Annotated in this window: 24 protein-coding genes and 1 tRNA gene; 13 read left to right on the top strand and 12 right to left on the bottom strand. The window is 67.6% G+C overall.

The annotated features are described in order from the left end of the window. Positions 1-22 precede the first annotated feature (22 nt). Positions 23-1708 carry an aspartate-alanine antiporter gene (gene aspT / locus C7416_RS12740; protein ID WP_111519266.1) on the bottom strand — a complete coding sequence of 562 codons (1686 nt, stop codon included), beginning with the start codon at positions 1706-1708 and terminating at the stop codon, positions 23-25. 411 nt (positions 1709-2119) lie between these two features. After that, the gene (gene loiP / locus C7416_RS12745; protein ID WP_111519267.1) at positions 2120-2863 is read right to left on the bottom strand and encodes a metalloprotease LoiP; all 744 of its coding nucleotides are present in this window, start codon (positions 2861-2863) and stop codon (positions 2120-2122) included. 217 nt (positions 2864-3080) lie between these two features. On the opposite strand from loiP, the gene C7416_RS12750 reads away from it, so the two are divergent. Both C7416_RS12750 and C7416_RS12755 read left to right on the top strand, forming a co-directional pair. Continuing rightward, positions 3081-3431, top strand: coding sequence for a type II toxin-antitoxin system RelE/ParE family toxin (locus C7416_RS12750; protein WP_111519268.1), 351 nt, complete (start codon positions 3081-3083; stop codon positions 3429-3431). Beyond that, a complete protein-coding gene (locus C7416_RS12755; RefSeq protein ID WP_111519514.1) occupies positions 3412-3723 on the top strand; it encodes a helix-turn-helix domain-containing transcriptional regulator in 312 nt (103 codons plus the stop codon). The genes C7416_RS12750 and C7416_RS12755 overlap by 20 nt, the downstream gene beginning before the upstream one ends. A 139-nt stretch (positions 3724-3862) precedes the next feature. Here C7416_RS12755 and C7416_RS12760 read toward each other — a convergent pair whose 3' ends face one another. Both C7416_RS12760 and C7416_RS12765 read right to left on the bottom strand, forming a co-directional pair. Next, positions 3863-4636, bottom strand: coding sequence for an APH(3')-II family aminoglycoside O-phosphotransferase (locus C7416_RS12760; RefSeq protein ID WP_181461225.1), 774 nt, complete (start codon positions 4634-4636; stop codon positions 3863-3865). A gap of 150 nt (positions 4637-4786) precedes the next feature. Beyond that, positions 4787-4871, bottom strand: a tRNA-Leu gene (locus C7416_RS12765). A gap of 165 nt (positions 4872-5036) precedes the next feature. Between C7416_RS12765 and C7416_RS12770 the strand changes: the two genes are divergently transcribed. Further along, positions 5037-5969: an alpha/beta hydrolase gene (locus C7416_RS12770; RefSeq protein ID WP_111519269.1), complete on the top strand. Its 933-nt coding sequence runs from the start codon at positions 5037-5039 to the stop codon at positions 5967-5969. A 22-nt stretch (positions 5970-5991) separates the two neighbouring features. On the opposite strand, the gene C7416_RS12775 is transcribed toward C7416_RS12770, so the two are convergent. The 4 genes from C7416_RS12775 to C7416_RS12790 form a co-directional block, all read right to left on the bottom strand. Further along, entirely contained in the window at positions 5992-6909 is a 918-nt protein-coding gene (locus tag C7416_RS12775) for an NAD(P)-dependent oxidoreductase (RefSeq protein WP_373425003.1), read from the bottom strand. A 24-nt stretch (positions 6910-6933) separates the two neighbouring features. After that, positions 6934-8097: an ABC transporter substrate-binding protein gene (locus tag C7416_RS12780; RefSeq protein ID WP_111519271.1), complete on the bottom strand. Its 1164-nt coding sequence runs from the start codon at positions 8095-8097 to the stop codon at positions 6934-6936. A gap of 87 nt (positions 8098-8184) precedes the next feature. After that, positions 8185-9342 (bottom strand): methyltransferase, encoded by a 1158-nt coding sequence (locus C7416_RS12785; protein ID WP_111519272.1) that lies wholly within the window; start codon positions 9340-9342, stop codon positions 8185-8187. An 87-nt stretch (positions 9343-9429) separates the two neighbouring features. Then, positions 9430-10371, bottom strand: a complete 942-nt coding sequence (locus C7416_RS12790) for a CysB family HTH-type transcriptional regulator (protein ID WP_111519273.1) — start codon at positions 10369-10371, stop codon at positions 9430-9432. Positions 10372-10535: 164 nt separating this feature from the next. Between C7416_RS12790 and C7416_RS12795 the strand changes: the two genes are divergently transcribed. The 7 genes from C7416_RS12795 to cobA are packed head-to-tail and all read left to right on the top strand — an operon-like array spanning position 10536 to position 17579. Further along, positions 10536-11309, top strand: coding sequence for a sulfite exporter TauE/SafE family protein (locus C7416_RS12795; protein ID WP_111519274.1), 774 nt, complete (start codon positions 10536-10538; stop codon positions 11307-11309). 28 nt (positions 11310-11337) lie between these two features. Next, positions 11338-13020 carry a nitrite/sulfite reductase gene (locus C7416_RS12800; protein WP_111519275.1) on the top strand — a complete coding sequence of 561 codons (1683 nt, stop codon included), beginning with the start codon at positions 11338-11340 and terminating at the stop codon, positions 13018-13020. A gap of 18 nt (positions 13021-13038) precedes the next feature. Continuing rightward, positions 13039-13632, top strand: a complete 594-nt coding sequence (locus C7416_RS12805; RefSeq protein WP_111519276.1) for a DUF934 domain-containing protein — start codon at positions 13039-13041, stop codon at positions 13630-13632. Beyond that, complete coding sequence (locus C7416_RS12810) at positions 13629-14432, top strand: phosphoadenylyl-sulfate reductase (RefSeq protein WP_111519277.1); 804 nt, start codon at positions 13629-13631, stop codon at positions 14430-14432. The genes C7416_RS12805 and C7416_RS12810 overlap by 4 nt, the downstream gene beginning before the upstream one ends. 12 nt (positions 14433-14444) lie before the next feature. Next, the gene (gene cysD, locus C7416_RS12815) at positions 14445-15410 is read left to right on the top strand and encodes a sulfate adenylyltransferase subunit CysD (protein ID WP_111519278.1); all 966 of its coding nucleotides are present in this window, start codon (positions 14445-14447) and stop codon (positions 15408-15410) included. Between the two features lie 25 nt (positions 15411-15435). Further along, positions 15436-16740 carry a sulfate adenylyltransferase subunit 1 gene (locus C7416_RS12820; protein WP_111519279.1) on the top strand — a complete coding sequence of 435 codons (1305 nt, stop codon included), beginning with the start codon at positions 15436-15438 and terminating at the stop codon, positions 16738-16740. Positions 16741-16778: 38 nt separating this feature from the next. After that, entirely contained in the window at positions 16779-17579 is an 801-nt protein-coding gene (gene cobA, locus C7416_RS12825; RefSeq protein WP_111519280.1) for a uroporphyrinogen-III C-methyltransferase, read from the top strand. A 222-nt stretch (positions 17580-17801) separates the two neighbouring features. Here the strand turns inward: cobA and C7416_RS12830 are convergent, their stop codons facing one another. Genes C7416_RS12830 through lptF form a run of 3 tightly spaced genes read right to left on the bottom strand, consistent with a single transcriptional unit; the run spans position 17802 to position 20508 of the window. Further along, a complete protein-coding gene (locus tag C7416_RS12830) occupies positions 17802-18197 on the bottom strand; it encodes a sirohydrochlorin chelatase (protein WP_111519281.1) in 396 nt (131 codons plus the stop codon). An 8-nt stretch (positions 18198-18205) separates the two neighbouring features. Then, positions 18206-19384: an LPS export ABC transporter permease LptG gene (gene lptG, locus C7416_RS12835; protein WP_111519282.1), complete on the bottom strand. Its 1179-nt coding sequence runs from the start codon at positions 19382-19384 to the stop codon at positions 18206-18208. Next, positions 19381-20508, bottom strand: coding sequence for an LPS export ABC transporter permease LptF (lptF, locus tag C7416_RS12840; RefSeq protein WP_111519283.1), 1128 nt, complete (start codon positions 20506-20508; stop codon positions 19381-19383). Before lptF ends, lptG begins: the two co-directional genes overlap by 4 nt. A gap of 187 nt (positions 20509-20695) precedes the next feature. Here lptF and C7416_RS12845 point away from each other — a divergent pair, with 187 nt between their 5' ends. The 3 genes from C7416_RS12845 to C7416_RS12855 are packed head-to-tail and all read left to right on the top strand — an operon-like array spanning position 20696 to position 23272. Further along, positions 20696-22246: a leucyl aminopeptidase gene (locus C7416_RS12845; RefSeq protein WP_111519284.1), complete on the top strand. Its 1551-nt coding sequence runs from the start codon at positions 20696-20698 to the stop codon at positions 22244-22246. A gap of 34 nt (positions 22247-22280) precedes the next feature. Then, positions 22281-22715 carry a DNA polymerase III subunit chi gene (locus C7416_RS12850; protein ID WP_111519285.1) on the top strand — a complete coding sequence of 145 codons (435 nt, stop codon included), beginning with the start codon at positions 22281-22283 and terminating at the stop codon, positions 22713-22715. Continuing rightward, positions 22712-23272 (top strand): hypothetical protein, encoded by a 561-nt coding sequence (locus C7416_RS12855; protein WP_111519286.1) that lies wholly within the window; start codon positions 22712-22714, stop codon positions 23270-23272. The genes C7416_RS12850 and C7416_RS12855 overlap by 4 nt, the downstream gene beginning before the upstream one ends. Positions 23273-23443: 171 nt before the next feature. Here the strand turns inward: C7416_RS12855 and ilvD are convergent, their stop codons facing one another. Next, positions 23444-25117: a dihydroxy-acid dehydratase gene (gene ilvD, locus C7416_RS12865; protein WP_111519287.1), complete on the bottom strand. Its 1674-nt coding sequence runs from the start codon at positions 25115-25117 to the stop codon at positions 23444-23446. Between the last annotated feature and the right edge of the window lie 208 nt (positions 25118-25325).

Here is a 25325-nt window from a genome sequence, read left to right on the forward strand (position 1 = left end):
GGAGAGGGCAAAGGGAAACGCGCTAGACCAGGCCCACCACCAGCGGGCCCAGCAGCGTCAGCAGCACGTTGGCGAGCGCATAGGTGATGGCGAACGGCACCGTCGGCACCGGGCTTTCGGCCTTGTCCAGGATGCCGCCGAAGGCCGGGTTGGCGCTGCGCGAGCCCGACAGCGCGCCGGCCAGCAGCGCGGCGTTGTCGTACTTCAGCACGTAGCGGCCGAACAGCATGGTCAGGAACAGCGGCAGCAGCGTCACCACCGCGCCCAGCAGGAAGATGGTCAGGCCGCTCTGGCGCAGCGTGGTCACTGCCTGCAGGCCGGAGTTGATGCCGACGATGGCGACGAACGCGGCCAGGCCGAAATCCTTCAGCAGCTGGCAAGCGGCGGTCGGCATGGCGCCGAACATCTTGTGCTTGGACCGTGCCCAGCCGAACACCAGCCCCGACAGCAGCGCGCCGCCGCCCGCGCCCAGTGTCAGCGGGATCGAGCCGATGCGCCAGACCAGCAGGCCGATCAGCAGGCCCACCAGCACGCCGGCGCCGAAGTAGACGAAGTCCGTCTTCTCGCTCGGCACCAGCTCGTAGCCGGCCATCCCCGCCGCGCGCTTGGTGTCGGCAGGCGTGCCATACAGCGTGAGGATGTCGCCGTGCTGCAGCTTCAACTCGGGCAGCAGCGGCAGCGGGTGATCATAGCGCTCGATGCGCTCGATATAGACGCCATGGCGCATGTCGCGCCCCACCATGTCGACGATCTCGGCGACGGTCTTGTTGTTCATGCCCTTGGCGGTGAACACCACGTTGCGCGACTGCATCACCGCGCCCATGCCGTCGGCATCGGCGACTTCCTCGCCGATCTGCGCGGCGGCCGGCACGATGGCGTCGCGGCGTCCCACCAGCAGTACCAGGTCGTCGTGTTGCAGCACCAGGTCCTGCGTGACCTCGATCTGCTTGCCGGCGCGCTGCACCTTTTCCACGGTGACGAGGTCTTCGCCGGCCATCTCCAGCTGCGCGACGGTTTGTCCGGTCGCATCGTTGACGCGATACAACCGCCCGACCAGCCGCGGCAGCGCACCGCGCTGGCCCGGGCCATACTGCGGCAGGCCGCCGTTGAGCTTGGCCTCGACCTTCTTGGCATCCGTCTTCAGGTCCGCCTTCATGAAGCGCGGCAGGATGTTGACGCAGACGATGATCGCGCCGAGCGAGCCGAACACATAGGTCACCGCATAGCCGATCGCGACGTTGGCCTGCATGGTCTTGACCTGGTCGGGTGGCAGGCCCAGCTTGGTGATGGCGTCGCCCGCGGTGCCGATGATGGCCGACTGCGTCATGCCGCCGGCGGCGAGGCCTGCGGCCAGGCCCTTGTCGAGATGGAACAGCTTGGCCAGCACCACCACCGTGACCAGGCCGCACACCGCCATGAACACCGCCATGGCGATCTCGCGCAGCGAGCTGCGGTTCAGCGAGTTGAAGAACTGCGGGCCGCTTTCATAGCCCACCGCGTAGATGAAGACGGCGAACATCACCGCCTTGACGCCGTTGTCGATCTCGACGCCGACCTGGCTGATCACCACCGCGGCCAGCAGCGAGCCGGCCACGCCGCCCAGCTGGAAACGCCCGAACGTGATCTTGCCGATCGCGTAGCCGACCGCCAGCGACAGGAACAGCGCGGATTCGGGCGACTTCTGGAAAATCTCATGCAACCAGTCCATCGAAGGCTCCTGAACGAGTGAGGCAGGTTGGGCGAGGTGGGCGATCCGGGCGTGGGGGCGCTGGCGTTCTGCTCTCGGGGGGCGCAGGCGCGGCATTGCGGTGGTGCGGCGCACCGCCTGTCACACGCGCGATAACCGCGACGCTGGCCGATTGCGGTGATGGCACGCACGCACTGCGTGTGTCAGCATGGCCGTATCGAGGCGGCGAGAGGGATTATCTGCGCCGCTTTGAGGCAGGCGTAGTGAAAGCTTTTGTCGGTGAATTAAACGCAGTCAACATAGTGCGCAGCGGTGGCGCGGCTGCGTGGGCCGGTACGGATCAGCGTGGCGCAAAGGGACGCGACGTACCTGGCCGAAGCGGGGTGCCGCCTCACCCGGATGGGTGCGGCGGCAGCGGCGAATGCGCCGGGCTCAGCGCCCGCCGGCCAGGCGTGCCTCGATATGCTTGGCGCGCTCGAGCGAACCCGGGTGCGAACTGAGCATGCTCGATTGCCCGCCATCGAGCTGCGACATCTTGCGGAACGCGGATGCCAGCGCCTGGCGGTTGGCGCCGTTCTTCGTCAGCAGGTCGAAGGAGTAATCATCGGCCGCGGTTTCCTGGCGCTGCGAGAACTGCGCGTTGACGAACTGCTCGGCCAGCGCGCCGATCTGCGACGACGACAGCGCCGTCAGCGATGCGATGCCGGTCGATCCCAGCAAGCCGCGCGCCGCGGCCGCGGTATAGGCCACCTGCATCGCCGCCTTGGTGTGGCCCAGCGCCACATGGCCGATCTCGTGGCCCACCACGCCACGCACTTCATCATCGCTGAGCAGGTCCATCAGCCCGCTGTAGACGCGCACGCAGCCGTTGGCCATGGCCCAGGCATTGATGTCCTTGGTCACGTAGACCTTGGCGTCGAGCGGCAGCCCGGTATTGCCCAGGCCACTCATCACGGTGGCCAGGCGCCGCGCGTAGGTACTGTTGGCCGCCGCGATGGTGTTCTTCTTGTCCATCTCGGCGCAGGACTGGTCCGACAGCGTCTTGACGTTGCTGTCCGACAGCGTGGCGGCGGTGAACAGGCTGCCGCCGGCCTGGGTCAGGCTTTCCATATTGGCGCCGGCACAGCCGGCCAGCAGCGCGGCGCAGGCTAGGGCGGGTAGGGTCAGTCGGCTCATGGTCGCTCCGGGGTTGATGGGATGGCAATGCCATAGGATAGGAAGCCGCGCCCCGGGGCACCAGTGGGCGCTGTCCGACACACCTTGAAACGTCGGCCGGAAGGCATTGGAGGTATAAGCGATGTGACCGAACCGGCTGGTACCACGGCAAATTTCCAAAGTGGTCCTGTGCAACGCCCGAGTCGGTGGCTTGATCTTTATTCGTTTATAGACGAAAATGCATCTCTACCGAATCGAGCACTACTTGACGCCGGGCGAGCATCAGGATCTCTACCTGGACTGGCTTCGGCAGCTGCGTGACAGCCAGGCCAAGGTGGCGGTGATTCGCCGGGTGGCCCGGGTCGAGCTGGGCAATTTCGGCGACCACAAGTTCTGCCGTGAAGGCGTGTGGGAGCTGCGCATCGACGTCGGGCCGGGCTATCGGGTTTATTACGCCGTGTCCGGTCATCGCGTGGTGCTGCTCCTGTGTGGTGGCGACAAGCGGACGCAGGACGCGGATATCGCCCGAGCGGTGGGCTGTTGGCAGGACTGGCAACGGAGATCGGATGATGAGAAGCAGGCCCCATGACGAGGCGATGGCCGAGCTGTACCACAGCGATCCGGCACTGGCGCTGGAGGTCATCAATGGCATCCTGGCCGATGGTGACCAGGCAGAGTTGCTGGTCGTGCTGCGCCAGATGGCGCAGGCCTTTGGCGGTGTTCAGGCCGTGGCCGAGCGGGCGCACCTGAATCCTACCCAGCTCTATCGCACGCTTTCGCCGAAGGGCAATCCGGCGCTCAGCAGCCTGTCGGCCATTCTCGAGGCGATGGGAATGCGGCTGGCGGTGCAGCCATTGAACACATCTGCTCGCGCGACCTGAACAGCGCCACAGGAAAGCAAAACCGCGCATTGCCTAAGACGACGGTCACGCACAAGCTCGACGAAATCGAGGTCTGAGCATGGCGCATTCCGCTGGCAGGCTCTACGAGGCCGTCAGCGGACCTCAAGCGGTGGACGGGTCAGAAGAATTCGTCCAGCAAGCAGTAAAACGCAAGGCGTCGCTCGTCAGGCACGACCCCATATTCACGAAAGAACGGCGCGACCCAGTTCGGCCCGAGATTGCGCTCAATGCTGCGTGCTGCAAGTGCCAGGTCCTGAAAACGATCGCTGATGCCGAGTCGGCCGCAGTCGAGAAAGCCCGTGAACTGACCTGCATCAGCCATGAAGTTCGGCAGGCAGGCATCCCCGTGGGTTACCACGAGATCATGCGGGCCCTGGGGCCTTGAAGACAAAAGCTCTTTGAACAAATCCGTGGCGGTTCGTCCCAGCCTGTTTTTGTCGAAGTCCGTTTCATCGACGAGGCCGGCACTGACGCGGTCTTTGGCGGCCGCTATGCGTTGCTCCAGACGGTGGTCGAAGGGACATTCCGCAATGGGCACCCGATGCAGGGCGCGCAATGCCGTCGCCATGATACCTATGACTTGTGGCGGCGACAGGTCGGTGGCGCTGGCCAGGTCCCGCCCGGGCAGCGCAGTCATGAGCAGCCAGTGGCGGTTTTCTTCCGTGGTCGTGTCGAGAACCGAGGGCGCGGGCAGGCCAAGCCGATTCAGCCAGCGGAGACGGGCAATCTCGTCGGGAAGTTCACTGAGCGACCCTGCCGGCTCGGACTTCAGGAACAGTTCCTTTCCGTCATGGCGGCGGATGCGGAAAACGTCAGCGCCTGATTCGCCTATGGTCTGGCGTTCGATTGACGCTTCTCTGAACGGCTCGCGCCATTTGTTCGGAATACTCATGTCGTCCTCGGAGTGAGGCTCGCGCCACGTCACGGTACCGGAACTGTAGCTGACCACAAGCTGATGAAAATCCCCGGCGCGGGGCATGGGCTACGAAACCTTCCAGCTATCTGGATTTTCGGGAGATCTTGTTTCCGGAAGATCGTGTGATGGTGCCCGGGGTCGGACTCGAACCGACACGCCTTGCGGCGGGGGATTTTGAGTCCCCTGCGTCTACCTGTTTCACCACCCGGGCAGGTGTGACGGCATCGGAACCGATGCCGGGCTGAGCCGGGGATTATGCCGGAAATCCAGCCGCCGGACAACCGGCGCCGGGCCGGTCCGGGGGCAGGCAAATCCGGTAGCATGGCGTCCAGTCCTGCGCCCGCCCACCGTACCGATTGTGCCGATCCCGACCGCCATGACCGACCCAGACTTGCTTGCGCGCCTTGCCAGCCTGCCTTCGCAGGACCCCGCCTTCTATGACCGCGAGTACAACAACCGCGCCAACGTGCCGGACAACCCGGCGCATCTGGCACGCTGGGCGCAGTGGTCCGCGCAGGTGCGTGCGCGCGGCCAGTACCTGGCAGACCTGAGCTATGCCGGCGCGGACTTGCGCCCGGACTTGCGCCACGCTTCCGGCGAGACCCTGGACTACTTCCCGGCCCAGCGCGCCAACGGGGCCTTGCCGCCGCTGCTGGTATTCGTGCACGGCGGCTATTACCGCGCGCTGGACAAGCACGACCACAGCTTCGTCGCCGGCGCCCTGCCGGCGCTGGGGGTGTCGGTGGCGGTGGTCAACTACACGCTGGTGCCGACGGCGACGGTGCCGGAAATCGTGCAGCAGGTGCTGCGCAGCGTGGCCTGGCTGTACCGGCAGGCGGACCGTCTCGGCCATGACCCGCAGCGGCTGTTCGTGGCGGGGCATTCGGTGGGCGGCCACCTGGTGGCGATGCTGATGGCCGCGCGCTGGCCGCAGTTTGGCGCCGACCTGCCCGCTGGGCTGGTCCGCGGCGGCCTCTCGGTGAGCGGGTTGTACGACCTGGAGCCGCTGCGGCGCGCGGCCTTCCTGCAGTGCGACCTGAAGTTATCGCAGGCCGATGTTGCGCGGTTGTCGCCCGCATACATGGCGCCGGCCGACGATGCACCGCTGGCGATCGCCGTGGGCCAGCTGGAGGCGGCCGAATACCACCGCCAGCATGCGCTGATCCGGGCGGCGTGGCCGGCCAAGGTGGCGCATCCGGCGGCGAGCGACCTGGTGCTGCCGGACTGCCATCACTTCAATGTGCTGGACAGCCTGGCCAGCGCGGACGGTGCCCTGACGCAAGCGGTGCTGCGGCTGGTGGCGCGCTGAGCCGCCGGCGCGCGCCGGGGCTTCAGCCCTCCAGCACGCGCAGCAGCGACGAGGTATCGTCCTTGCCCCAGCCCTTGTCCATCAGCGCGCGCAGTTGCGCCGAGGTGGCCTGCATCGCCGGCAGCGCCAGGCCGATTTCCTCGGCGATATCGCGCGCCAGCCCGAAGTCCTTGTCGTGCAGCCGCGCCTCGATGCCGGCGGCAAAGTTGCGCGCCACCATCTTGGGGCCCATCAGGTCGAGCATGCGGCTGCCGGCCATGCCGGTCGCCATGGCCTCGAACACGCGCCCGGTATCGACGTTCTGCGCGGCGGCAAAGCGCATCGCTTCGGCAATGCCTTCGATATTGACCACCTGGGCGATCTGGTTGCACAGCTTGGCGACCTGGCCGGCGCCGTGGTCGCCGATATGGGTGATGGTCTTGCCGAGCCGCTCCAGCAGCGGGCGCACGCGTTCCAGCATCTCGGCCTTGCCGCCGACCATGATGGTCAGCGTGCCGGCCTCGGCGCCCATGGTGCCGCCCGAGACCGGGCAGTCGAGCGCCTCGATGCCGCGCGCTTCCAGCGCCGCGGCGATCTCGCGCGTGACGATGGGCGAGATGGTGCTGTGGTCGATGCAGATGGTGCCGGGCGCGGCCCCGTGGATCACGCCCTGCGCGCCCAGCAGCACCTCGCGCACGTCTTCGGACGAGGTCACGTTGGTGAAGACCACGCTGGCGCCGCGGGCTGCCTCGGCGGGCGTGAAGAACGGTTCTGCCCCCAGCGCGCGCGCGGCCTCGGCGGCCTCCGGGCGCCGCACGAAGGCGCGCACGGTGTGGCCGGCGGCCAGCAGGTGGCGCACCATGTGCGAGCCCATGGCGCCCAGGCCGATAAAGGCGATGGTGACGGGGGTGGGAGTGGTGCTCATGCCAGGCTTCCTTTCGTGATGCGTTGTTGCATTGATGCGTCGATGCGTCGATGCGGCGGGCTACTTGTCGCCCGCGTAGGCGAACTTGCCGTTGCGGATCACCCCCATCACGCGCGAACGCTGGTCGAAGCCCTGGTGGTCTTTCGGGTTCAGGTTCATCACGCCGTTGGGGATGGTGAGATTGGTGGTGGTTTCCAGCGCGTCGCGCATGGCCGCGCGGAACTCGCGCGTGCCGGGCTGGGCGCCGGTCTTCAGCGCGCGGCGGGCAGCGTCGTCGAGCAGCATCCATGCGCCCCAGGCATCGCCGGCGAACTGCGTCACGCTGTCGGCGCCGTACTTTGCTTCGTAACGATTGACGAAGTCCAGCGCGACCTTGCGCACCGGATGGCTCTCGGGCAGCTGGCGCGCCACCACCACCGGTCCGGTCGGGAACAGCGTGCCTTCGACGTCCTTGCCGCCCATGCGCAGGAAGTCCCAGGTGGCGATGCCGTGGGTCTGGTAGACCTTGCCCTTGTAGCCGCGCTCGCCCAGCGTCTTCTGCGGCAGCACCGACGGCGTGCCGGCGCCGGCGATCAGGATCGCGTCCGGGTTGGCCGCCATCAGCTTGAGTACCTGCCCGGTGACCGAGGTGTCGTTGCGCGAGAAGCGTTCGCTGGCCACCACCCGGATCTTGCGTAGCTCCGCCAGCTTCGAGAACTCGCGCCACCAGCTTTCGCCGTAGGCGTCGGCAAAGCCGATAAAGCCGACCGTCCTAACGCCGTGGTTGCTCATGTACTCGGTCAGCACGGTGGCCATGTGCGAGTCGTTCTGCGGCATCTTGAAGGCCCAGCGGCGCTTGGCGTCCGTCTGCGGCTCGACGATGGCGGCCGAGGCGGCCAGCGCCACCATCGGGGTCTCGCCCTCGGCCACGGCGTCGAGCGCGGCGATCGCGGTGGGCGTGATGTTGGGGCCGACGATCACGTCGACCTTCTCCTCGGAGATCAGCTTGCGCACGTTGCGCACCGCGGCCGCCGGGTCGGTGCCGTCATCCAGGATGATGTAGTGCGCCTTCTGGCCGCCCAGCGTCGGCGGCCACATCAGCACGGTGTTCTTGGACGGGATGCCGATCGAGGCGGCCGGCCCGGTGGTGGACACGTCGATGCCGACGCGGATGTCGGCACGGGCGGCGCCAGCGAGGAACAGCGCGCCAGCAAGCAGCAGGGGGCGCAGGGGCAGCTTCAGCATGGTCTCCTCCGTTCTTATATGTGACGGGAAAGGATAGCCGAACTCGGCCAGCGGGGCACCGTTGCCCCTGCGGCGGCGCTAGCAGGCTTAGCGCACGCCCAGGCGCCAGAGCGAGGTGACTTCCGCCGAGCGCGCCGCGTGCAGCGGGTCGGCAGCATCGGCGGCGCGCGGGTGGCGCGGGCGGATGTCGGAGCGGCCCAGCACCTTCAGCCCGGCCGCCTCGATCCAGCCCGCGAGTTCGTCGCGCTGGCGCAGGCCAAGGTGCTCGGCCAGGTCGGACAGCAGCAGCCAGCCCTCGCCACCGGGTTCCAGGTGATCGGCCAGCCCTTGCAGGAAGCCGCGCAGCATGGCGCTGTCGGGGTCATAGACGGCGCGCTCGACCGGCGAACTGGGCCGTGCCGGCACCCACGGCGGGTTGCATACCACCAGCGGCGCCCGGCCGGCAGGAAACAGGTCGGCCTCGATCACCTCGACCTGCTCGGCGTAGCCGAGCCGGGCGATGTTCTCGCGCGCGCAGGCCAGCGCGCGCGGGTCCTGGTCGGTGGCGACCACGCGCTGCACGCCACGGCGGGCCAGCACCGCGGCCAGCACGCCGGTGCCGGTGCCGATATCGAAGGCCAGCGTCTTGGCCGGCAGCGGCTCGGCCGCGACCAGGTCGATGTACTCGCCGCGCACCGGCGAGAACACGCCGTACCACGGGTGGATGCGGTCTTCCAGCGCCGGGATCTCGACGCCCTTCCTGCGCCACTCGAACGCGCCGATCATGCCCAGCAGCTCGCGCAGCGAGGCCACGTAGGGCTCGCCGGCCGGGCCGTAGACCTGTTCGCACGCTTGCTGCACATCGGGCGCGCGGCGCAGCGGGATCTGGTGGCCGGCCTCGAACGGCAGCAGCAGCATGCCCAGCGTGCGGGCGCGCTGCGACTGCGCCAGCCGGTGCAGGTGGAAAGCCTCGGTGGGCGACGCCGCCTGGCTCTTGTCCCGGGCCTTGTGGCCGGGGCGGCTGGCCTTCTTGGGCTTGCGCTCGGTGCGGCGCGCCAGCGCATTCAGCAACTGGCGCGCGTTCTGGAAATCGCCCCGCCACAGCAGCGCGGTGCCTTCGCAGGCAAGGCGGTAGGCGCTGTCGGCGCTGGTGGTGTCGTCGGCGACGACCACGCGCCGCGGCGGCGGCAGGCCGGCCTCAGAGCGCCAGGCGGCGCTGTGCTCGACGCCGTTTTCGGTCCAGTGGATGCGGGGCAGGTCGCTCACAGAACCTCCGGACGGCAGGTTGGGATAGGCAGGGCAGGCATCGTGGATTGACTTCTTATATAGAGCGGGGCGGCAGCGGTGGCCGCCTCAGAGTTCGTAGGCTTCGTGTTCGCCGGACATGGCCTGCTCGACCAGCTTGCGGTTGAGCGTCGGCGAGAACAGTTCGATGAAGGTGTAGACAAAGCTGCGCAGGTAGGCCCCCTGCTTGACGGCCAGGTGGGTCACGTTGCTGCCGAACAGGTGCCCGGCGGCAATGCCGCGCAGGTTGCGGTCGCGCTCGGCATCATAGGCGACGCCGGCGACGATGCCCACGCCCAGCCCGATTTCCACATAGGTCTTGATCACGTCCGCGTCGATGGCCTCGAGCACGATGTCCGGCGTCAGGTGGCGCAGCGCGAAGGCCTTGTCGATCTTGGTGCGCCCGGCGAAGTTGGCATCGTAGGTGATCAGCGGGTATCCCATCAGGTCTTCCAGCGCCAGGTGCTTTTTATCCAGCAGCGGGTGCTCGGGCGGCGTAATCACCATATGGGTCCACTGGTAGCCCGGCAGCGACACCAGATTCTTGTCGCTGGAGATGCCTTCGGTGGCGATGCCGATGTCGGCCTGGTCATGCAGCAGCATGTCGGCGATCTGCGCCGGGTTGCCCTGCTGGATCGACAGCCGCACCTTGGGATAGCGCTTGGTGAACTCGCTGATCACGCGCGGCAGCGCATAGCGCGCCTGGGTGTGCGTGGTGGCGATGGTGAAGTTGCCCTGGTCCTGTGCCGCATAGTCCATGCCGACGCGCTTCAGGCTTTCCACCTCCTGCAGGATCTTCTCGACCGAGCTGAGGATGCGGCGGCCGGGCTCGGTCAGGCTGCGGATGCGCTTGCCGTGGCGCGTGAAGATATCGACCCCCAATTCTTCTTCCAGCTCGATGATGGCCTTGGATACGCCGGGTTGTGACGTATAGAGCGCTTTAGCGGCCTCGGTCAGGTTGTAATTCTGCCGGACGGCTTCCCGCACGAAGCGGAACTGGTGCAAGTTCATATATCTGCGGTCGTATAAACAAACAACTTCTTATTAGTTTGAGGTATGAGGCCAGTTTATTACGATTCTCGAACTTTGTTAATGAACGGCCTGCCCTCGGTGCGCCTTCCCGCCGCGGCCAGTTCCACGGCGAGATCCGCGGGCCACGCCACACCGAGTCCCCCATGTCCCTGGCCTATACCTTTTCCGGTCTGTTCGTAGGCGTCCTCGTCGGACTGACCGGCGTGGGAGGGGGCTCGCTGATGACGCCGCTGCTGACGCTGCTGTTCGGCTTCTCGCCCGCCACCGCGGTCGGCACCGACCTCGCCTTCGCGTCCATCACCAAGGGTTTCGGCACCATCGCGCATCGCGCCCACGGTCACGTGCAGTGGCAGGTGGTGCGGCGCCTGTGCATCGGCAGCCTGCCGGCGGCGGTGGCCGCCATCCTGGTGCTGAAGAGCGCCGGCGAACTCGACGGCCGGTGGCTGCATGCGATCCGCGTGACCATCGGCGTGTCGGTGCTGCTGACGGTGCTGTCGCTGCTGTTTCGCCGCCAGATGCTGGCCTGGCTGGAACGCAACCCGCGCTTCCAGCTGCATGGCCGCAGGCAGGTGGTTGCCACCATTATCGTCGGCGCGGTGATCGGCGTGCTGGTCACGGTCTCGTCGATCGGTGCCGGCGCGGTCGGCGCCACGCTGATCCTGCTGCTGTATCCCCACATGAAGCCGGCCGAAGTGGCCGGCACCGACATTGCCTACGCCGTCCCGCTGACGGCGCTGGCCGGGCTGGGCCACGTATGGCTCGGCACGGTCGACTGGAATTTGCTGCTGGCACTGCTGGTGGGTTCGATCCCCGGCATCTGGCTGGGCGCGCAACTGTCGCGGGCGCTGCCCGAGCGGCTGGTGCGTGCCGCCCTGGCGACGACCCTGACACTCGTCGCCATCAAGCTCGTTTCCTGAATTCAACGAATACTGAACGGACCCCGCCATGTATCAGTACGACCAATATGACCAGCGCATCGTCGCCGAGCGCGTCGCCCAGTTCCGTGACCAGGTGCGCCGCCGCCTGTCGGACGAGCTGACCGAGGAAGAATTCCTGCCGCTGCGGCTGCAGAACGGCCTGTACATGCAGCGCCACGCCTACATGCTGCGCGTGGCGATTCCGTACGGCCTGCTGTCGTCGAAGCAGCTGCGCAAGCTGGCCCATATCGCGCGCGAGTACGACCGCGGCTACGGTCACTTCTCGACCCGCCAGAACATCCAGTACAACTGGATGGAGCTGGAGCGCGTGCCCGACGTGCTGGCCGAGCTCGCCAGCGTCGAGATGCACGCGATCCAGACCTCGGGCAACTGCGTGCGCAACATCACCACCGACCACTTCGCCGGCGTGGCGCCGGACGAGTCGGTGGACCCGCGCGTGCTGGCCGAGCTGCTGCGCCAGTGGAGCACGTTCCAGCCGGAATTCGCCTTCCTGCCGCGCAAGTTCAAGATCGCGATCTCGGCCTCGAAGGACGACCGCGCCGTGGTGCAGATGCACGACATCGGCGTCTACGCCTACAAGAATGCCGACGGCGAAACGCGCCTGCGCATCCTGGCCGGCGGCGGCCTCGGCCGTACCCCGATCCTGGGCACGGTGATCAAGGACGACCTGCCGTGGCAGCACATGCTGACCTACATCGAGTCGGCGATCCGCGTGTATAACCGCTACGGTCGCCGCGACAACAAGTACAAGGCCCGCATCAAGATCCTGGTGAAGGCGATCGGCGCAGACAAGTTCGCCCAGGAAGTCGAGGAAGAGTGGCAGCACAGCAAGGACGGTCCGGCTACGCTGACGCAGGCCGAATTCGACCGCGTGGCGCAGTACTTCACGCCGCCGGCGTATGAAAAGCTGGCCGACACCGATGCCTCGTACGAAAAGCACCTGCTCGAGGACAAGGCCTTCGCGCGCTGGGTCAGCCGCAGCGTGCACGGCCACAAGGTGCCGGGCTACGCCGCGGTGACGCTGTCGACCAAGCCGGGCGTGGCCTCGCCCCCGGGCGACGCCACCGATGCGCAGATGGAAGCCGTGGCCGACCTGGCCGACCAGTTCGGCTTCGGCGAGCTGCGCGTGGCGCACGAACAGAACCTGGTGCTGCCCGACGTGAAGAAGCAGGACCTGTACGCGCTGTGGCAGCTGGCGAAGAAGGCCGGCCTGGCGACGCCCAACATCGGCCTGCTGACCGACATCATCGCCTGCCCCGGCGGCGACTTCTGCTCGCTCGCCAATGCCAAGTCGATCCCGATCGCGCAGGCGATCCAGGACCGCTTCGACGATCTCGACTACGTCTACGACCTGGGCGAGATCTCGCTGAACATCTCGGGCTGCATCAACGCCTGCGGCCACCACCACGTCGGCAATATCGGCGTGCTGGGCGTCGACAAGGACGGTTCCGAGTGGTACCAGGTCACGCTGGGCGGTGCGCAGGGCAACCAGACCGCGCTGGGCAAGGTGATCGGCCCGTCGTTCAGCGCCGAGGAAATGCCCGACGTGGTGAGCCGCATCATCGACACCTTCGTCGCCAACCGCATCGAGGACGAACGCTTTATCGAAACCCTGTCCCGCATCGGCATCGCCCCGTTCAAGGAGCGCGTCTATGCCGACAAGCAGCCGCGCGAGCGCGCCGAAGCCTGAGGACCGGAGAGACTGAACATGGCAAAGATTATTCAACTGCAACGCCAGGATGCAACCGGCAGTGCCAACGTCACCCCGGTGATCGTCGAAGACAACTGGACCGTGCTGCGCGCCACGGAAGAGCAGCCGCTGACCGAAGAGCGCATCGCTGCCGCCGTGCAAGGGCAGGACGCGGTGCTGTTCCCGCTGTCGGTGTGGAAGGCCAATGAAGCGCTGCTGGCCGGCCGCGACGCGGCCCGCACCGGCGTGTGGCTGGCGCCGGAAGACGAGCCGGGCGATGCCGCCGCGTACTTCGAGCGGGTCTCGCTGGTGGCGGTCGACTTCCCGGTGTTCCGCGACGGCCGTGGCTTCTCCACCGCCTACCTGCTGCGCACCCGCTACCAGTGGCAAGGCCAGCTGCGCGCCATCGGCGACGTGCTGCGCGACCAGCTCAACTTCATGAAGCGCTGCGGCTTCGATGCCTTCGCCGTCCGTGCGGACAAGAGCATCGACGACGCGATCAAGGGCTTTACCGAATTCACCGTGACCTACCAGGCGTCGGTCGACGAGCCGCTGCCGCTGTTCCGCCGCGCGCGCGCCGACGTCGGCGCGCAGCCGAGGGAAACGGCATGAGCACCGTGCTGAGCGATATCCCCGTGGTCGAGGCCGGCGCGGTATCCGCGCTGCGGCCCCCCGCGCTGTGGGTCGCGCCCGAGTACACCGGCAGCATCGAAGCGCTGGAGCAGAAGGAGCGCGAGCTGGCCGAGCGCCTGGCGGGCATCGCCGGCCGCTTCTTCCGCGCGCGCTTTGCCTCGAGCCTGGCGGCCGAGGACATGGTGCTGACTGACGCGATCCTGCGCGGCAGCGAAGCCGTGCGCGCGGGCATCCGCGTGTTCACGCTGCAGACCGGGCGCCTGCACGCCGAGACCCTGGCGGTGCTGGACAAGGTGCAGGCGCACTACGGCTACACCATCGAGCAGTTCACGCCGGATGCCGAGGCGGTCGAGAACTACCTGAAGAAGCACGGGCTGAACGGCTTCTACGACAGCATCGACGCGCGCAAGTCGTGCTGCGGCATCCGCAAGGTCGAGCCGCTCAACCGCGCGCTGTCGCACGCCGATGCCTGGCTGACTGGCCAGCGCCGCGAGCAGGCCGTGACCCGCGCCGAGCTGCCGTTCGAAGAGCTGGACGAAGCCCGCGGCATCCCCAAGTTCAACCCGCTGGCGGACTGGAGCGAGGCTGAAGTGTGGGCCTACCTGAAACGGCACCAGGTGCCGCTCAACGACCTGCATGCCAAGGGCTATCCCAGCATCGGCTGCGAGCCGTGTACGCGCGCGGTACGCGCGGGCGAGGACGTGCGCGCGGGACGGTGGTGGTGGGAGAGCAAGGACTCGAAGGAGTGCGGGCTCCACGAACAGAACATCAAGCATTGAGGCCGGAACAAAATGGGCATCATGAACGACATCGCAGAAGCCACCTCGGGCGTGGCGCACCTGTTGCAGGTACAGAACGACCATCTCGACCGCCTCGAGGCGGAATCGATCTACATCATCCGCGAGGTGGTGGCCGAGTGCCGCAACCCGGCGCTGCTGTTCTCCGGCGGCAAGGATTCGATCGTGATGCTGCACCTGGCGCTGAAGGCGTTCCGCCTGGGCGAGCGCAAGATCGAGCTGCCGTTCCCGCTGGTGCATATCGACACCGGCCACAACTACCCGGAAGTGATCGCGTTCCGCGACCAGCGCGTGGCTGAGCTCGGTGCGCGCCTGGTGGTCGGCCATGTCGAGGACTCGATCAAGCGCGGCACCGTGCGCCTGCGCAAGGACACCGATTCGCGCAACGCGGCGCAGGCGGTGACGCTGCTCGAAACCATCGGCGAGCACCAGTTCGACGCGCTGATGGGCGGCGCCCGCCGCGACGAAGAGAAGGCCCGCGCCAAGGAGCGCATCTTCTCGTTCCGCGACGAGTTCGGCCAGTGGGACCCGAAGGCCCAGCGCCCCGAGCTGTGGAGCCTGTACAACGCCCGCATGGCGCCGGGCGAGCAGATGCGCGTGTTCCCGATCTCGAACTGGACCGAGCTCGACGTGTGGCAGTACATCGCCCGCGAGAACCTGGCGCTGCCGCCGATCTACTACGCGCACCAGCGTGAGGTGGTGCGCAAGAACGGCCTGCTGGTGCCGGTCACGCCGATCACGCCCAAGCAGGACGGCGACGTCAGCGAGGTGCTGTCGGTGCGCTTCCGCACCGTCGGCGACATCAGCTGCACCTGCCCGGTGGCCAGCGTTGCCGATTCGCCCGAAGCGATCATCGCCGAGACCGCGGTGACCGAGATCACCGAGCGCGGCGCCACCCGCATGGACGACCAGACCAGCGAAGCCTCGATGGAGCGCCGCAAGAAGGAAGGCTACTTCTAAGCCGCACGCAGCAAAGGATCCAGACATGACTCACCAAGCAACCCACCAAGGCCTGCTGCGCTTCATCACCGCGGGCTCGGTCGACGACGGCAAGAGCACGCTGATCGGCCGCCTGCTGTACGACAGCAAGGCCGTGCTGTCCGACCAGCTGACCGCGCTGGCCAACGCCAAGAACAAGCGCACCGCCGGCGAGCAGATCGACTTCTCGCTGCTGACCGACGGCCTGGAAGCCGAGCGCGAGCAGGGCATCACCATCGACGTGGCCTACCGCTACTTCTCGACCGCGCGCCGCAAGTTCATCATCGCGGATACGCCGGGCCACGAGCAGTACACCCGCAACATGGTCACCGGCGCCTCGACCGCCGATGCGGCGATCGTGCTGGTCGATGCCACGCGCGTGACCGTCACCGACGGCCGCGCCGAGCTGCTGGCGCAGACCAAGCGCCACTCGGCGATCCTGAAGCTGCTGGAAATCCGGCACGTGATCGTCGCCGTCAACAAGATGGACCTGGTCGACTACAGCGAGCAGACCTTCAACGAGATCCGCGCCGCCTACGCCGAACTGGCCGAGCAGCTGGGCCTGAAGGACGTGCGCTACGTGCCGGTCTCGGCGCTGCGCGGCGATAACATCGTGCACGAGAGCGATGCCATGCCGTGGTACCAGGGCGAGCCGCTGCTGCCGCTGCTGGAAGACCTGCCGGTGGAAGAAGCCGCGCCCGAGGACGATGCCGCGCTGCGCTTCCCGGTGCAGCTGGTGATCCGCCAGGACGGTTCGCAGTCGGACGACTTCCGCGGCTATGCCGGCCGCGTCGAAGCCGGCACCGTGCGCGTCGGCCAGAAGCTGCGCGTGCTGCCGGCCAACCGCGAAGCCGTGGTCGCCGAGGTGCTGACGCCCAACGGCGCGGCCGAGTCGGCCAATGTCGGCGACACCGTCACCGTGCGCCTGGCCGAGGACGTCGATGTATCACGCGGTGACATGTTCGTTGCCGCCGACGCGGGCACGGCTTCCGCGAAGAAGCTGCAGGCCGACCTGTGCTGGTTCGACGACGAATCGCTGAACCCGGCGCGCAAGTACGTGCTCAAGCACACCACGGCGAGCGTGTTCGCGCGCGTGTCGGCGGTGGACCGCGTGCTGGACGTGCATACGCTGTCGCACGAGACCGGCCGCCACGAGATCCGCCTGAACGACATCGGCTCGGTGCAGATCTCGCTGCAGAAGCCGATCGTGTGCGATGCCTACGGCGATAATCCGGCCACCGGGGCGTTCGTGCTGATCGACGAGGCGACCAACCACACGGTGGCCGCAGGCATGATCCGTGCGTTCTCCTGATCGGTAACGAACAGGATCGCGCGGACAAGGGGCTGGAGATGGGCAAGCAGGCACAGAAGACTTTCGGCAAGGTGTACCTGATCGGGGCAGGCCCCGGTGCGGCAGACCTCATTACGGTGCGTGGTGCACGGCTTTTGGGCGAAGCCCAGGTGGTGCTGCACGACGCGCTGGTGTCGCCGGAGATGCTGGCCTGGTGTCCGCACGCCGAGCTGGTCGAGGTCGGCAAGCGCTGCGGCCAGCGCTCGACCGCGCAGCTGTTCATCAACCGCCAGATCGTCGACCTCGCCGGCAAGTACCAGCGCGTGGTGCGTCTGAAGGGCGGCGACCCGATGCTGTTCGGCCGCGCCGACGAGGAGCTGCAGGCGCTGGAAGCGGCCGGGATCGAGTACGAGGTGGTGCCCGGCATCACCGCCGCGCTGGCCGCCGCTTCGGCCATCGGCAAGCCGCTCACCAAGCGTGGCGTGTCGCGCAGCGTGGCCTTTGCCACGCAGGCCAAGGCCGCGGACGGCGAGGGCTCGGCCGATATCGAAGCAGCGGTCAAGGCCGACACGCTGGTCTACTACATGGGCCGCGACCAGGCCGCATCGATCGCCGCGCAGCTGATCGCGCACGGCAAGCCCGCATCGACGCCGGCCTGGGTGGTGGAAGCCGCCACCACGCCGCAACAGCGCAGCCGCGAATTCACGCTCGGCCAGATGGCGGCCGGTGAAGCGGCGGCGTGGATCGATCCGGTGCAGCCCAGCCTGCTGATGATCGGCGCCGCGCTGGCCGCGCGTGCGACCGAGGCGCCGCGGGAGGATGCGGGCGTGACTGAAGTGCGCACGCCGCGCGCTGCCTGAGGGTTTTCTCCCCTCTCCCATTTATGGGAGAGGGGCGGGGGAGAGGGCAGGAGCTTCCACGAAGTGAATGCCGTCGTTCTTGCCAGCGCCGGCCCTCTCCCCCAACCCCTCTCCCGCAAGCGGGAGAGGGGAGCAGTGCAGCGGTCATTGATGTCTTGCAGAAAAAACTAACCCCGTGGCGGATACTCCGGCACGGGGTTTTTCGTTGACGTCGCCAGTACCTCAGGCTTCCGGCGCAGCCCCAGGCAACGCCGCCACGCAATATGCCGCAATCGCGTCCAGCACAGCATCCGACTCGCCCACTGCGGCGGCGCAATGGATGCGCAAGCCGGGATGGGCCTGCCGGCACTGGTCGATCAGCGCCGGCAAATCACGCCGGATATGTCCGCCCTGGCCAAAGAACACCGGCACCACGGTGACCTCGGTCACGCCTTGCGCCGCCAGTTCGGCCAGCGCATCCGGCAGCAGCGGCGACATCAGCTCCAGGAACGCCAGCCGCACCGCGCAGCCGGGCAGGGCGGCCACCAGCTTCTGCTGCAGCCGCTCGAACGGCTCCCGCCAGCGCGCATCGCGCGCGCCGTGCGCGAACAGGACCAGGGCTCGGTTTGAAACTGTCATGGCCGTGCTCAGTGCCGGTCGACCCAACGCAGCGCCAGCAGCGCCACCATCAGGTAAAGCGTGCCCGGCACCAGCGCCGAGATGATCGGCGGCCAGGTATGCAGCAGGCCGACGTGCGAGAACAGCGTGTTCGACAGATGGAACGACAGCCCCAGCATAATGCCGCCGAACACCTTGACGCCGACCGCGCCGGCGCGCGCGTGCAGGTAGGCGAACGGCAGTGCCAGCGCCACCATCACGAACAACGTCAGCGGGTAGATCACCTTCTTCCAGAACGCGATCTCGTAGCGCTGGGTGTCCTGCTTGTTGTCGCGCAGGTGGCGGATATAGCGGAACAGGTCCAGCGTCGACATCCGCTCCGGCGTGACCAGCAGCACCGACAGGATCTGCGGGGTCAGCTCCGAATGCATGGCCACGCGCGGGAACTTGACCTGCTCGGCGCGGAAGTCCGGCGCCAGCGCGTCGCGCGCCGGCGCGCCGGGCGCGGGTTGCGCGCCCTGGGCCTGGGGCGCCAGTTCGACGAAGCGGGTCTCGCTGACGTTCTGCAGCTCCCACGACTGGCCACCCTGGTAGCGCCCCTCCTGCGCCACGCGGATCACGCGCAGCCGGTACTGGGGGTCGAACTCGTACATGGTGATGCCGGTGATGGTCTGGTCCGGCCGCAGCCCCGCCACGTTGACGAAGCGGGTGATCTCGCCATCGCCGGCGGCATCCTTGTCGCGGTCCTTGACCCAGACCCCGGAGCGGAAGCCCGACGACACCGTCGCGCCGATCGCCTCCAGCTTGACCTTCTGCGCATACTGCTCGGCGCGCGGGCCGATGAACTCGCCGAACAGAAAGGTCACCAGCGCCAGCGGCACCGCCAGCTTGAACAGCGAAAACAGCGCCTGGCGCGTGTTCAGGCCGGCCACGCGGAAGATGGTGTACTCGGACTGGCTGGCGAGCTGCGAGAACACATAGATCGCGCTGATCAGCACCGCGATCGGCAGCACCTCGTACACCCGCGTGGGCGCCTGCAGCAGGACGTGGAACAGCGCCACCAGCGAGGTGTACTGGGCGTTGACGTTCTCCAGCTCGTTGAGCATGTCGAAGAACACGAACAGCGACAGCACCGCGAACAGGATGAAGGCGAACACGCTATAGACCAGCCGGCCGAAATAGCGTTCGTAGACGCGCAGGATCCTCATGCCCGGCCTCCGGCGGCGGCGGCATCGCGCTTGCGCAGCCCGAACACGGCGCGCCAGCCACCCAGGCTGCGGTTCTGGCGATAGCGGAACAACAGCAGCGCGCCCAGGAACACGGCCAGGTGGATCGGCCACCAGGCCAGCCAGAACGGGATCGAGCCGTTGCGCACCCAGGACTGCGACAGGTTGATCAGGTTGCTGTAGGTCAGGTAGATCAGCACCGCGAACACCAGCGGCGTGTAGCGGCCCAGGCGCGGGTTCACGTAGGCCAGCGGGATCGCGATCATGACGAAGTTGAAGGCCAGGATCGGCAGCGAGATGCGCCAGATCAGCTCGCCCAGGTTCTCGCGCGTGGGGTTGCGGATCAGCTCGATGGTGTCGCGGCTCTTGGGTGGCAGCTTGGCCTCGGACTCGGGCGGCTTGTTGTCCACCTTGACCGCGTAGCGCTCGAACTCGACGATGCGGTAGTCGATCTGGCCGGGCGTGCCGGAGTAGCGGCGGCCATTCTCCATCACCACCAGGCGGTCGCCGTTGGGCATGGTCTCGAACTGGCCCTGGTGCGCCAGCGCCACGCCGATCTTGTCGGCTTCGGCATTGGCGACGAAGACATTGCGCGCATGCTTCATGTCGGCGTCGATGCCCTCGATGAACAGCACGTAGTTGGCCTTGGCCGGCTCGATGAAGCGGCCGGCGGCGATCATCGACATCACCCCGCGCTGCTCGAAGCGGTCACGGAACAGCGCGCTCTGCTGGTTGGCCCACGGCCACGCGAACAGGCCCAGCAGCAGCGCCAGCACGATGAAGGGCGCGGCGAACTGCAGCACCGGCTTGACCAGGTCGCGCAGCGAGATGCCGGCCGAGAACCACACCACCATTTCCGAATCCTTGTACCAGCGCGTCAGCACGATCAGGGTGGAAATGAACAGCGTCGCGGACAGCAGGATCGACAGGTAGCCGATGGTGGCCAGGCCGATCAGCATCAGCACGTCGTTGGGGCTGGCCTTGCCGTTGGCGGCCATCCCCAGGATGCGGATCACGAGCGAGGTGAGCATGAAGGTCAGCATCACCAGGAACACCGCCCCGGCGGTGTAGGCAAGCTCGCGTCGCAGGGCTTGTTGAAGGATCATGCGGGTTCGGTTCCGGGCTGCCGGCCGGAGCGGGCGATGTGCCGTGCGAGGTGCCTGGCAGAACAGCTGGCTGACGGCACAGCGTGCTGTCAACGTGACCGGGGCGTATCAGCGGCGGCAGGTCGCGGGGTAAAAATCGCGGATAATGGAGGCTTTCGTGTCTAACGAGCCCCTGGAAGGAAGCGCGATGGAATTTAGCACAAAAGCCCTGGATTGGAGCAAAGCCGGCCAAAATGGTTTCCTGGCGACCAAGACCGACTGCCTGGTGGTCGGCCTGTTCGAAGGCCAGAACCTCGGCGGCGTAGCCAAGGCCCTCGATGTGGCCACCAAGGGCTTGGTGGGACGGCTGGTCAAGCAGGGCGACTTCGAAGGCAAGCGCGGCACCCAGCTGATGCTTCACGAAGTGGCCGGCGTAGGCGCCGCGCGCGTGCTGCTGGTGGGCCTGGGCAAGGAAGCCGATTTCACAGACAAGGCCTTCGCCGACGCGGTGCGCACCGCGGTGCGTGCCTTGTCGTCCACGCGCGCGGCCTCGGCGCTGTGGTGCCTGGCGCAACAGGCGCCGCAGCAGCGCGACGTATCGTGGGCCGTGATCACCACCATCACGCTGGTGCGCGAAGCCGGCTACCGCCTGCTCGAGCGCCATCCCGGACTGAAGCGCGCCAACGCCCAGAATGCGGCCAGCGGCAAGCCCAACGGCAATGACAAGTCCTCGCTGCGCAAGGTCGTGATCGCGGTCGACAGCGGCGACGCCCGCGCCGCGACCCAGGCCGCGGTGCGCGGCACCGCCATCGCCAACGGCATGGAGCTGACGCGCGACCTCGGCAACCTGCCGTCCAATATCTGCACCCCGACCTACCTGGCCAATACCGCGCGCAGCATCGCCAAGCGCCACAAGCTCAAGGCCGAGATCCTCGGGCGCAAGCAGATCGAGGCGCTCAATATGGGCGCGTTCCTGGCCGTGACCAAGGGCAGCGCGGAGCCGCCCCAGTTCATCGTGCTGCGCTACGACGGCGCCGGCGCCAAGCAGGCGCCGGTGGTGCTGGTCGGCAAGGGCATCACCTTCGATACCGGCGGCATCTCGCTCAAGCCGGGCGAGGGCATGGACGAGATGAAGTACGACATGTGCGGCGCCGCCTCGGTGCTAGGCACGATCCAGGCCGTGGCCGAGATGGGCCTGAAGCTCAATGTGGTGGCGGTGGTGCCCACCTGCGAGAACATGCCCAGCGGCATCGCTACCAAGCCGGGCGACGTGGTCACCAGCATGTCGGGCCAGACCATCGAGATCCTCAACACCGACGCCGAGGGCCGCCTGATCCTGTGCGACGCGCTGACCTATGTCGAGCGCTTCAAGCCGGCCGCGGTGATCGACGTGGCCACGCTGACCGGCGCCTGCATCATCGCGCTCGGCCATGTCAACAGCGGCCTGTACGCGCGCTCCGACGCGCTGGCCGACGCGCTGCTGCAGGCTGGCCGCCGCGCCATGGACAGCGCCTGGCGCATGCCGCTGGACGACGAATACCAGGACCAGCTCAAGTCCAACTTTGCCGACATGGGCAATATCGGCGGCCGCCCGGCCGGCAGCGTCACCGCGGCCTGCTTCCTGGCGCGCTTCACCGAGAAGTACGACTGGGCCCACCTGGACATCGCCGGCACCGCGTGGAAGAGCGGCGCGGCCAAGGGCGCCACCGGCCGCCCCGTGCCGCTGCTGACGCAGTTCCTGATGGACCGCGCGGCCTGAGCGCGGCGCAACGGAGCAGGAGCGGCAACCGTCCATGACGCGCATCGACTTCCACAGCAACGTGCCGGATGTGCTCGGCTATGTCTGCCGGCTGGTCCGCAAGGCCTACGGCGCCGGGCAGAAGGTGGTGATCCACGGCGCCCCGGCGCAGCTGGCGGACCTCGACGCGCGCCTGTGGACCTTCTCCCCGCTGGACTTCCTGCCGCACTGCGGGCTGGAAAGTCCGAACGCGGCGGTGACCCCGATCCTGCTGGCCGCCACCACCGAGGGCGTGCCGCACCACCAGCTGCTGATCAACCTGGCTGAGCAGGCGCCGGCGCAGTTTGCCAGCTTCGAGCGGCTGATCGAGGTGGTCGGCGCCGGCGACGCCGCGCGCGAGGCCGGCCGCCAGCGCTACCGCTTCTACCGCGAACGCGGCTATCCGCTGACGCACCACGACATCGGCCAGCCCAAGGGAGACGCCGCATGAGCGAACGCACCACCTCGCGGGTGATCCCGCGGCCGGAACCGCACGACAGCATCCCGCTGCTGACCGAGGTGGTCGACCTGCCTGATGTCGACACCGAAGCCGACACCGAAGCCGACACCGAAGCCGACACCAAAGCCGACACCAAAGCGCCGGCGCAGGCGGGCGCCGCGGCGGACGACGGCGTGATCGACACCTTTGGCATGGACGATGCCGGCATGGTGATGCAGGTCGGCGACACCGGCGACGCCGCGCTGGACGACGCGATCGTGCCGGCCCCGCCCGCCGCGCAGACGGACGCCGCCACCGATACCGACACCAACGCCGGCGACGACGACCTGCGCGCGGTGCGTACGGAACTGCTGAGCCGCGTGATGATGCGCTTTCGCACCGAATGGCCGCAGGTGGTCGCGGCCCACACCGAAGCCACGCTGCAGTCCCGGCTGGCGCCGCTGACGGCCCAACTGGCCAGCGAGCTGACCCAGTCGCTGGAAGCGCGGCTGGTCGAGTGGCTGGACGCGACGCTGGAGGAGATGGAGAAGGCGCCGGGTGGGGATTGAAGCCTGAGCCATCGCTCGGGTTTTCTCCCCTCTCCCTCTGGGAGAGGGGCGGGGGAGAGGGCAGGAGCTTCCACGAAGTGAATGCCGTCGTTCTTGCGTGCGCCGGCCCTCTCCCCCGGCCCCTCTCCCGCAAGCGGGAGAGGGGAGCAGACCGCCGGCATGCGAGACGCCTCAGTCCGTCACCGCCCCCTTGCTCGCCGTCGATGCCAGCCGCGCGAACTTCGCCAGCACCCCGCGCGTATAGCGCGGCGCCGGCGCCTTCCAGCCGGCGCGGCGCCGGGCCAGTTCTTCGTCCGACACGTTCAGTTGCAGCAGCAACTGGTGCGCGTCGATGGTGATCGAGTCGCCCTCCTGCACCAGCGCGATGGTGCCGCCGACGTACGCTTCCGGCGCGACGTGGCCGACCACCATGCCCCAGGTGCCGCCCGAGAAGCGGCCGTCGGTGATAAAGCCGACCGACTCGCCCAGGCCCTTGCCGATGATGGCCGAGGTCGGCGCCAGCATCTCCGGCATGCCGGGGCCGCCCTTGGGGCCGAGATAGCGCAGCACCAGGATGTCGCCCGGGTTGATGCGGTCGGCCAGGATCGCGTCCATCGCGCTCTGCTCGTCCTCGAACACGCGCGCCGGGCCGGTGATGACCGGGTTCTTCAGGCCGGTGATCTTCGCGACCGCGCCTTCCTCGGCAAGGTTGCCCTTGAGGATGGCCAGGTGGCCCTCGGCGTAGAGCGCCCGTTCGATCGGCAGGATCACGTCCTGGTCGGCGCGCGGGGCGTCGGGCACGTGCTCGAGTTCCTCGGCCAGGGTGCGGCCGGTGATGGTGATGCAGTCGCCGTGCAGCAGGCCGGCCCTGAGCAGGATCTTCATCACCTGCGGGATGCCGCCGGCGCGGTGCAGGTCGGTCGCCACGTACTGGCCCGAGGGCTTGAGGTTGCAGAGTACCGGCACCTTGCGGCGGATGCGCTCGAAGTCGTCGATGGTCCATTCCACCTCGGCGGCATGCGCGATCGCCAGGTAGTGCAGCACCGCGTTGGTGGAGCCGCCGGTGGCCATGATCAGCGCCACCGCGTTCTCGATCGACTCGCGCGTGATGATGTCGCGCGGCTTGAGGTCGCGCTTGACGGCCTCGACCAGCACGCGCGCCGATTCAGCGGCGCTGTCGACCTTTTCCTGGTCCGGGTTGGCCATGGTCGACGAATACAGCAGCGACATGCCCAGCGCCTCGAACGACGAGCTCATGGTGTTGGCGGTGTACATGCCGCCGCATGAGCCGGTGGACGGGCACGCGTTCCGTTCCACCCCTTCGAAGTCTTCCTCGCTCATGCGCCCCGCGGTGAACTCGCCGACGGCCTCGAACGACGACACGATGGTCAGGTCCTTGCCCTTCCAGTGGCCCGGCTTGATGGTGCCGCCGTAGACATAGATGCCCGGCACGTTGGTGCGTGCCAGCGCGATCATGCCGCCCGGCATGTTCTTGTCGCAGCCGCCGATCACCACCACGCCGTCCATCCACTGGCCCTGCGCCGCGGTCTCGATGCAGTCGGCGATGACCTCGCGCGAGATCAGCGAATACTTCATGCCCTCGGTGCCCATCGACATGCCGTCGGAGATGGTCGGGGTGCCGAACACCTGCGGGTTGGCGCCGGCGGCCCGGATCGCGTCGATGGCCGCGTCGGCCAGGCGCTGCAGGCCGGCATTGCACGGCGTGATGGTCGAATGCCCGTTGGCGATGCCCACCATCGGCTTGTCGAAGTCCTCCTTCTGGTAGCCGAGCGCGTAGTACATCGAGCGGTTGGGGGAGCGCGCCACGCCTTGCGTGATGTGCCGGGAGCGCTTGTTGAATGCCATGGTGGGGTCTCCGGGATCCTTGTTCTATGCCGCCGTGCGGGCGCGCGGCGGGCGCTGTGATGGGGCAAGAATGACGCGTGCGTTTTGGCGTGTCAATGGATTGTTCGGGCGCCGGCGCGCGCCGGCCCCGGGGTCCGCCGCGCGGTGCGCGCGGGGATTTGTGACATCATTACGGGCTACGATACGTGCACGGGTCAGGCGTTGGCAT

The organism is Cupriavidus phytorum (assembly GCF_003254285.1).
Taxonomy (GTDB): domain Bacteria; phylum Pseudomonadota; class Gammaproteobacteria; order Burkholderiales; family Burkholderiaceae; genus Cupriavidus; species Cupriavidus phytorum.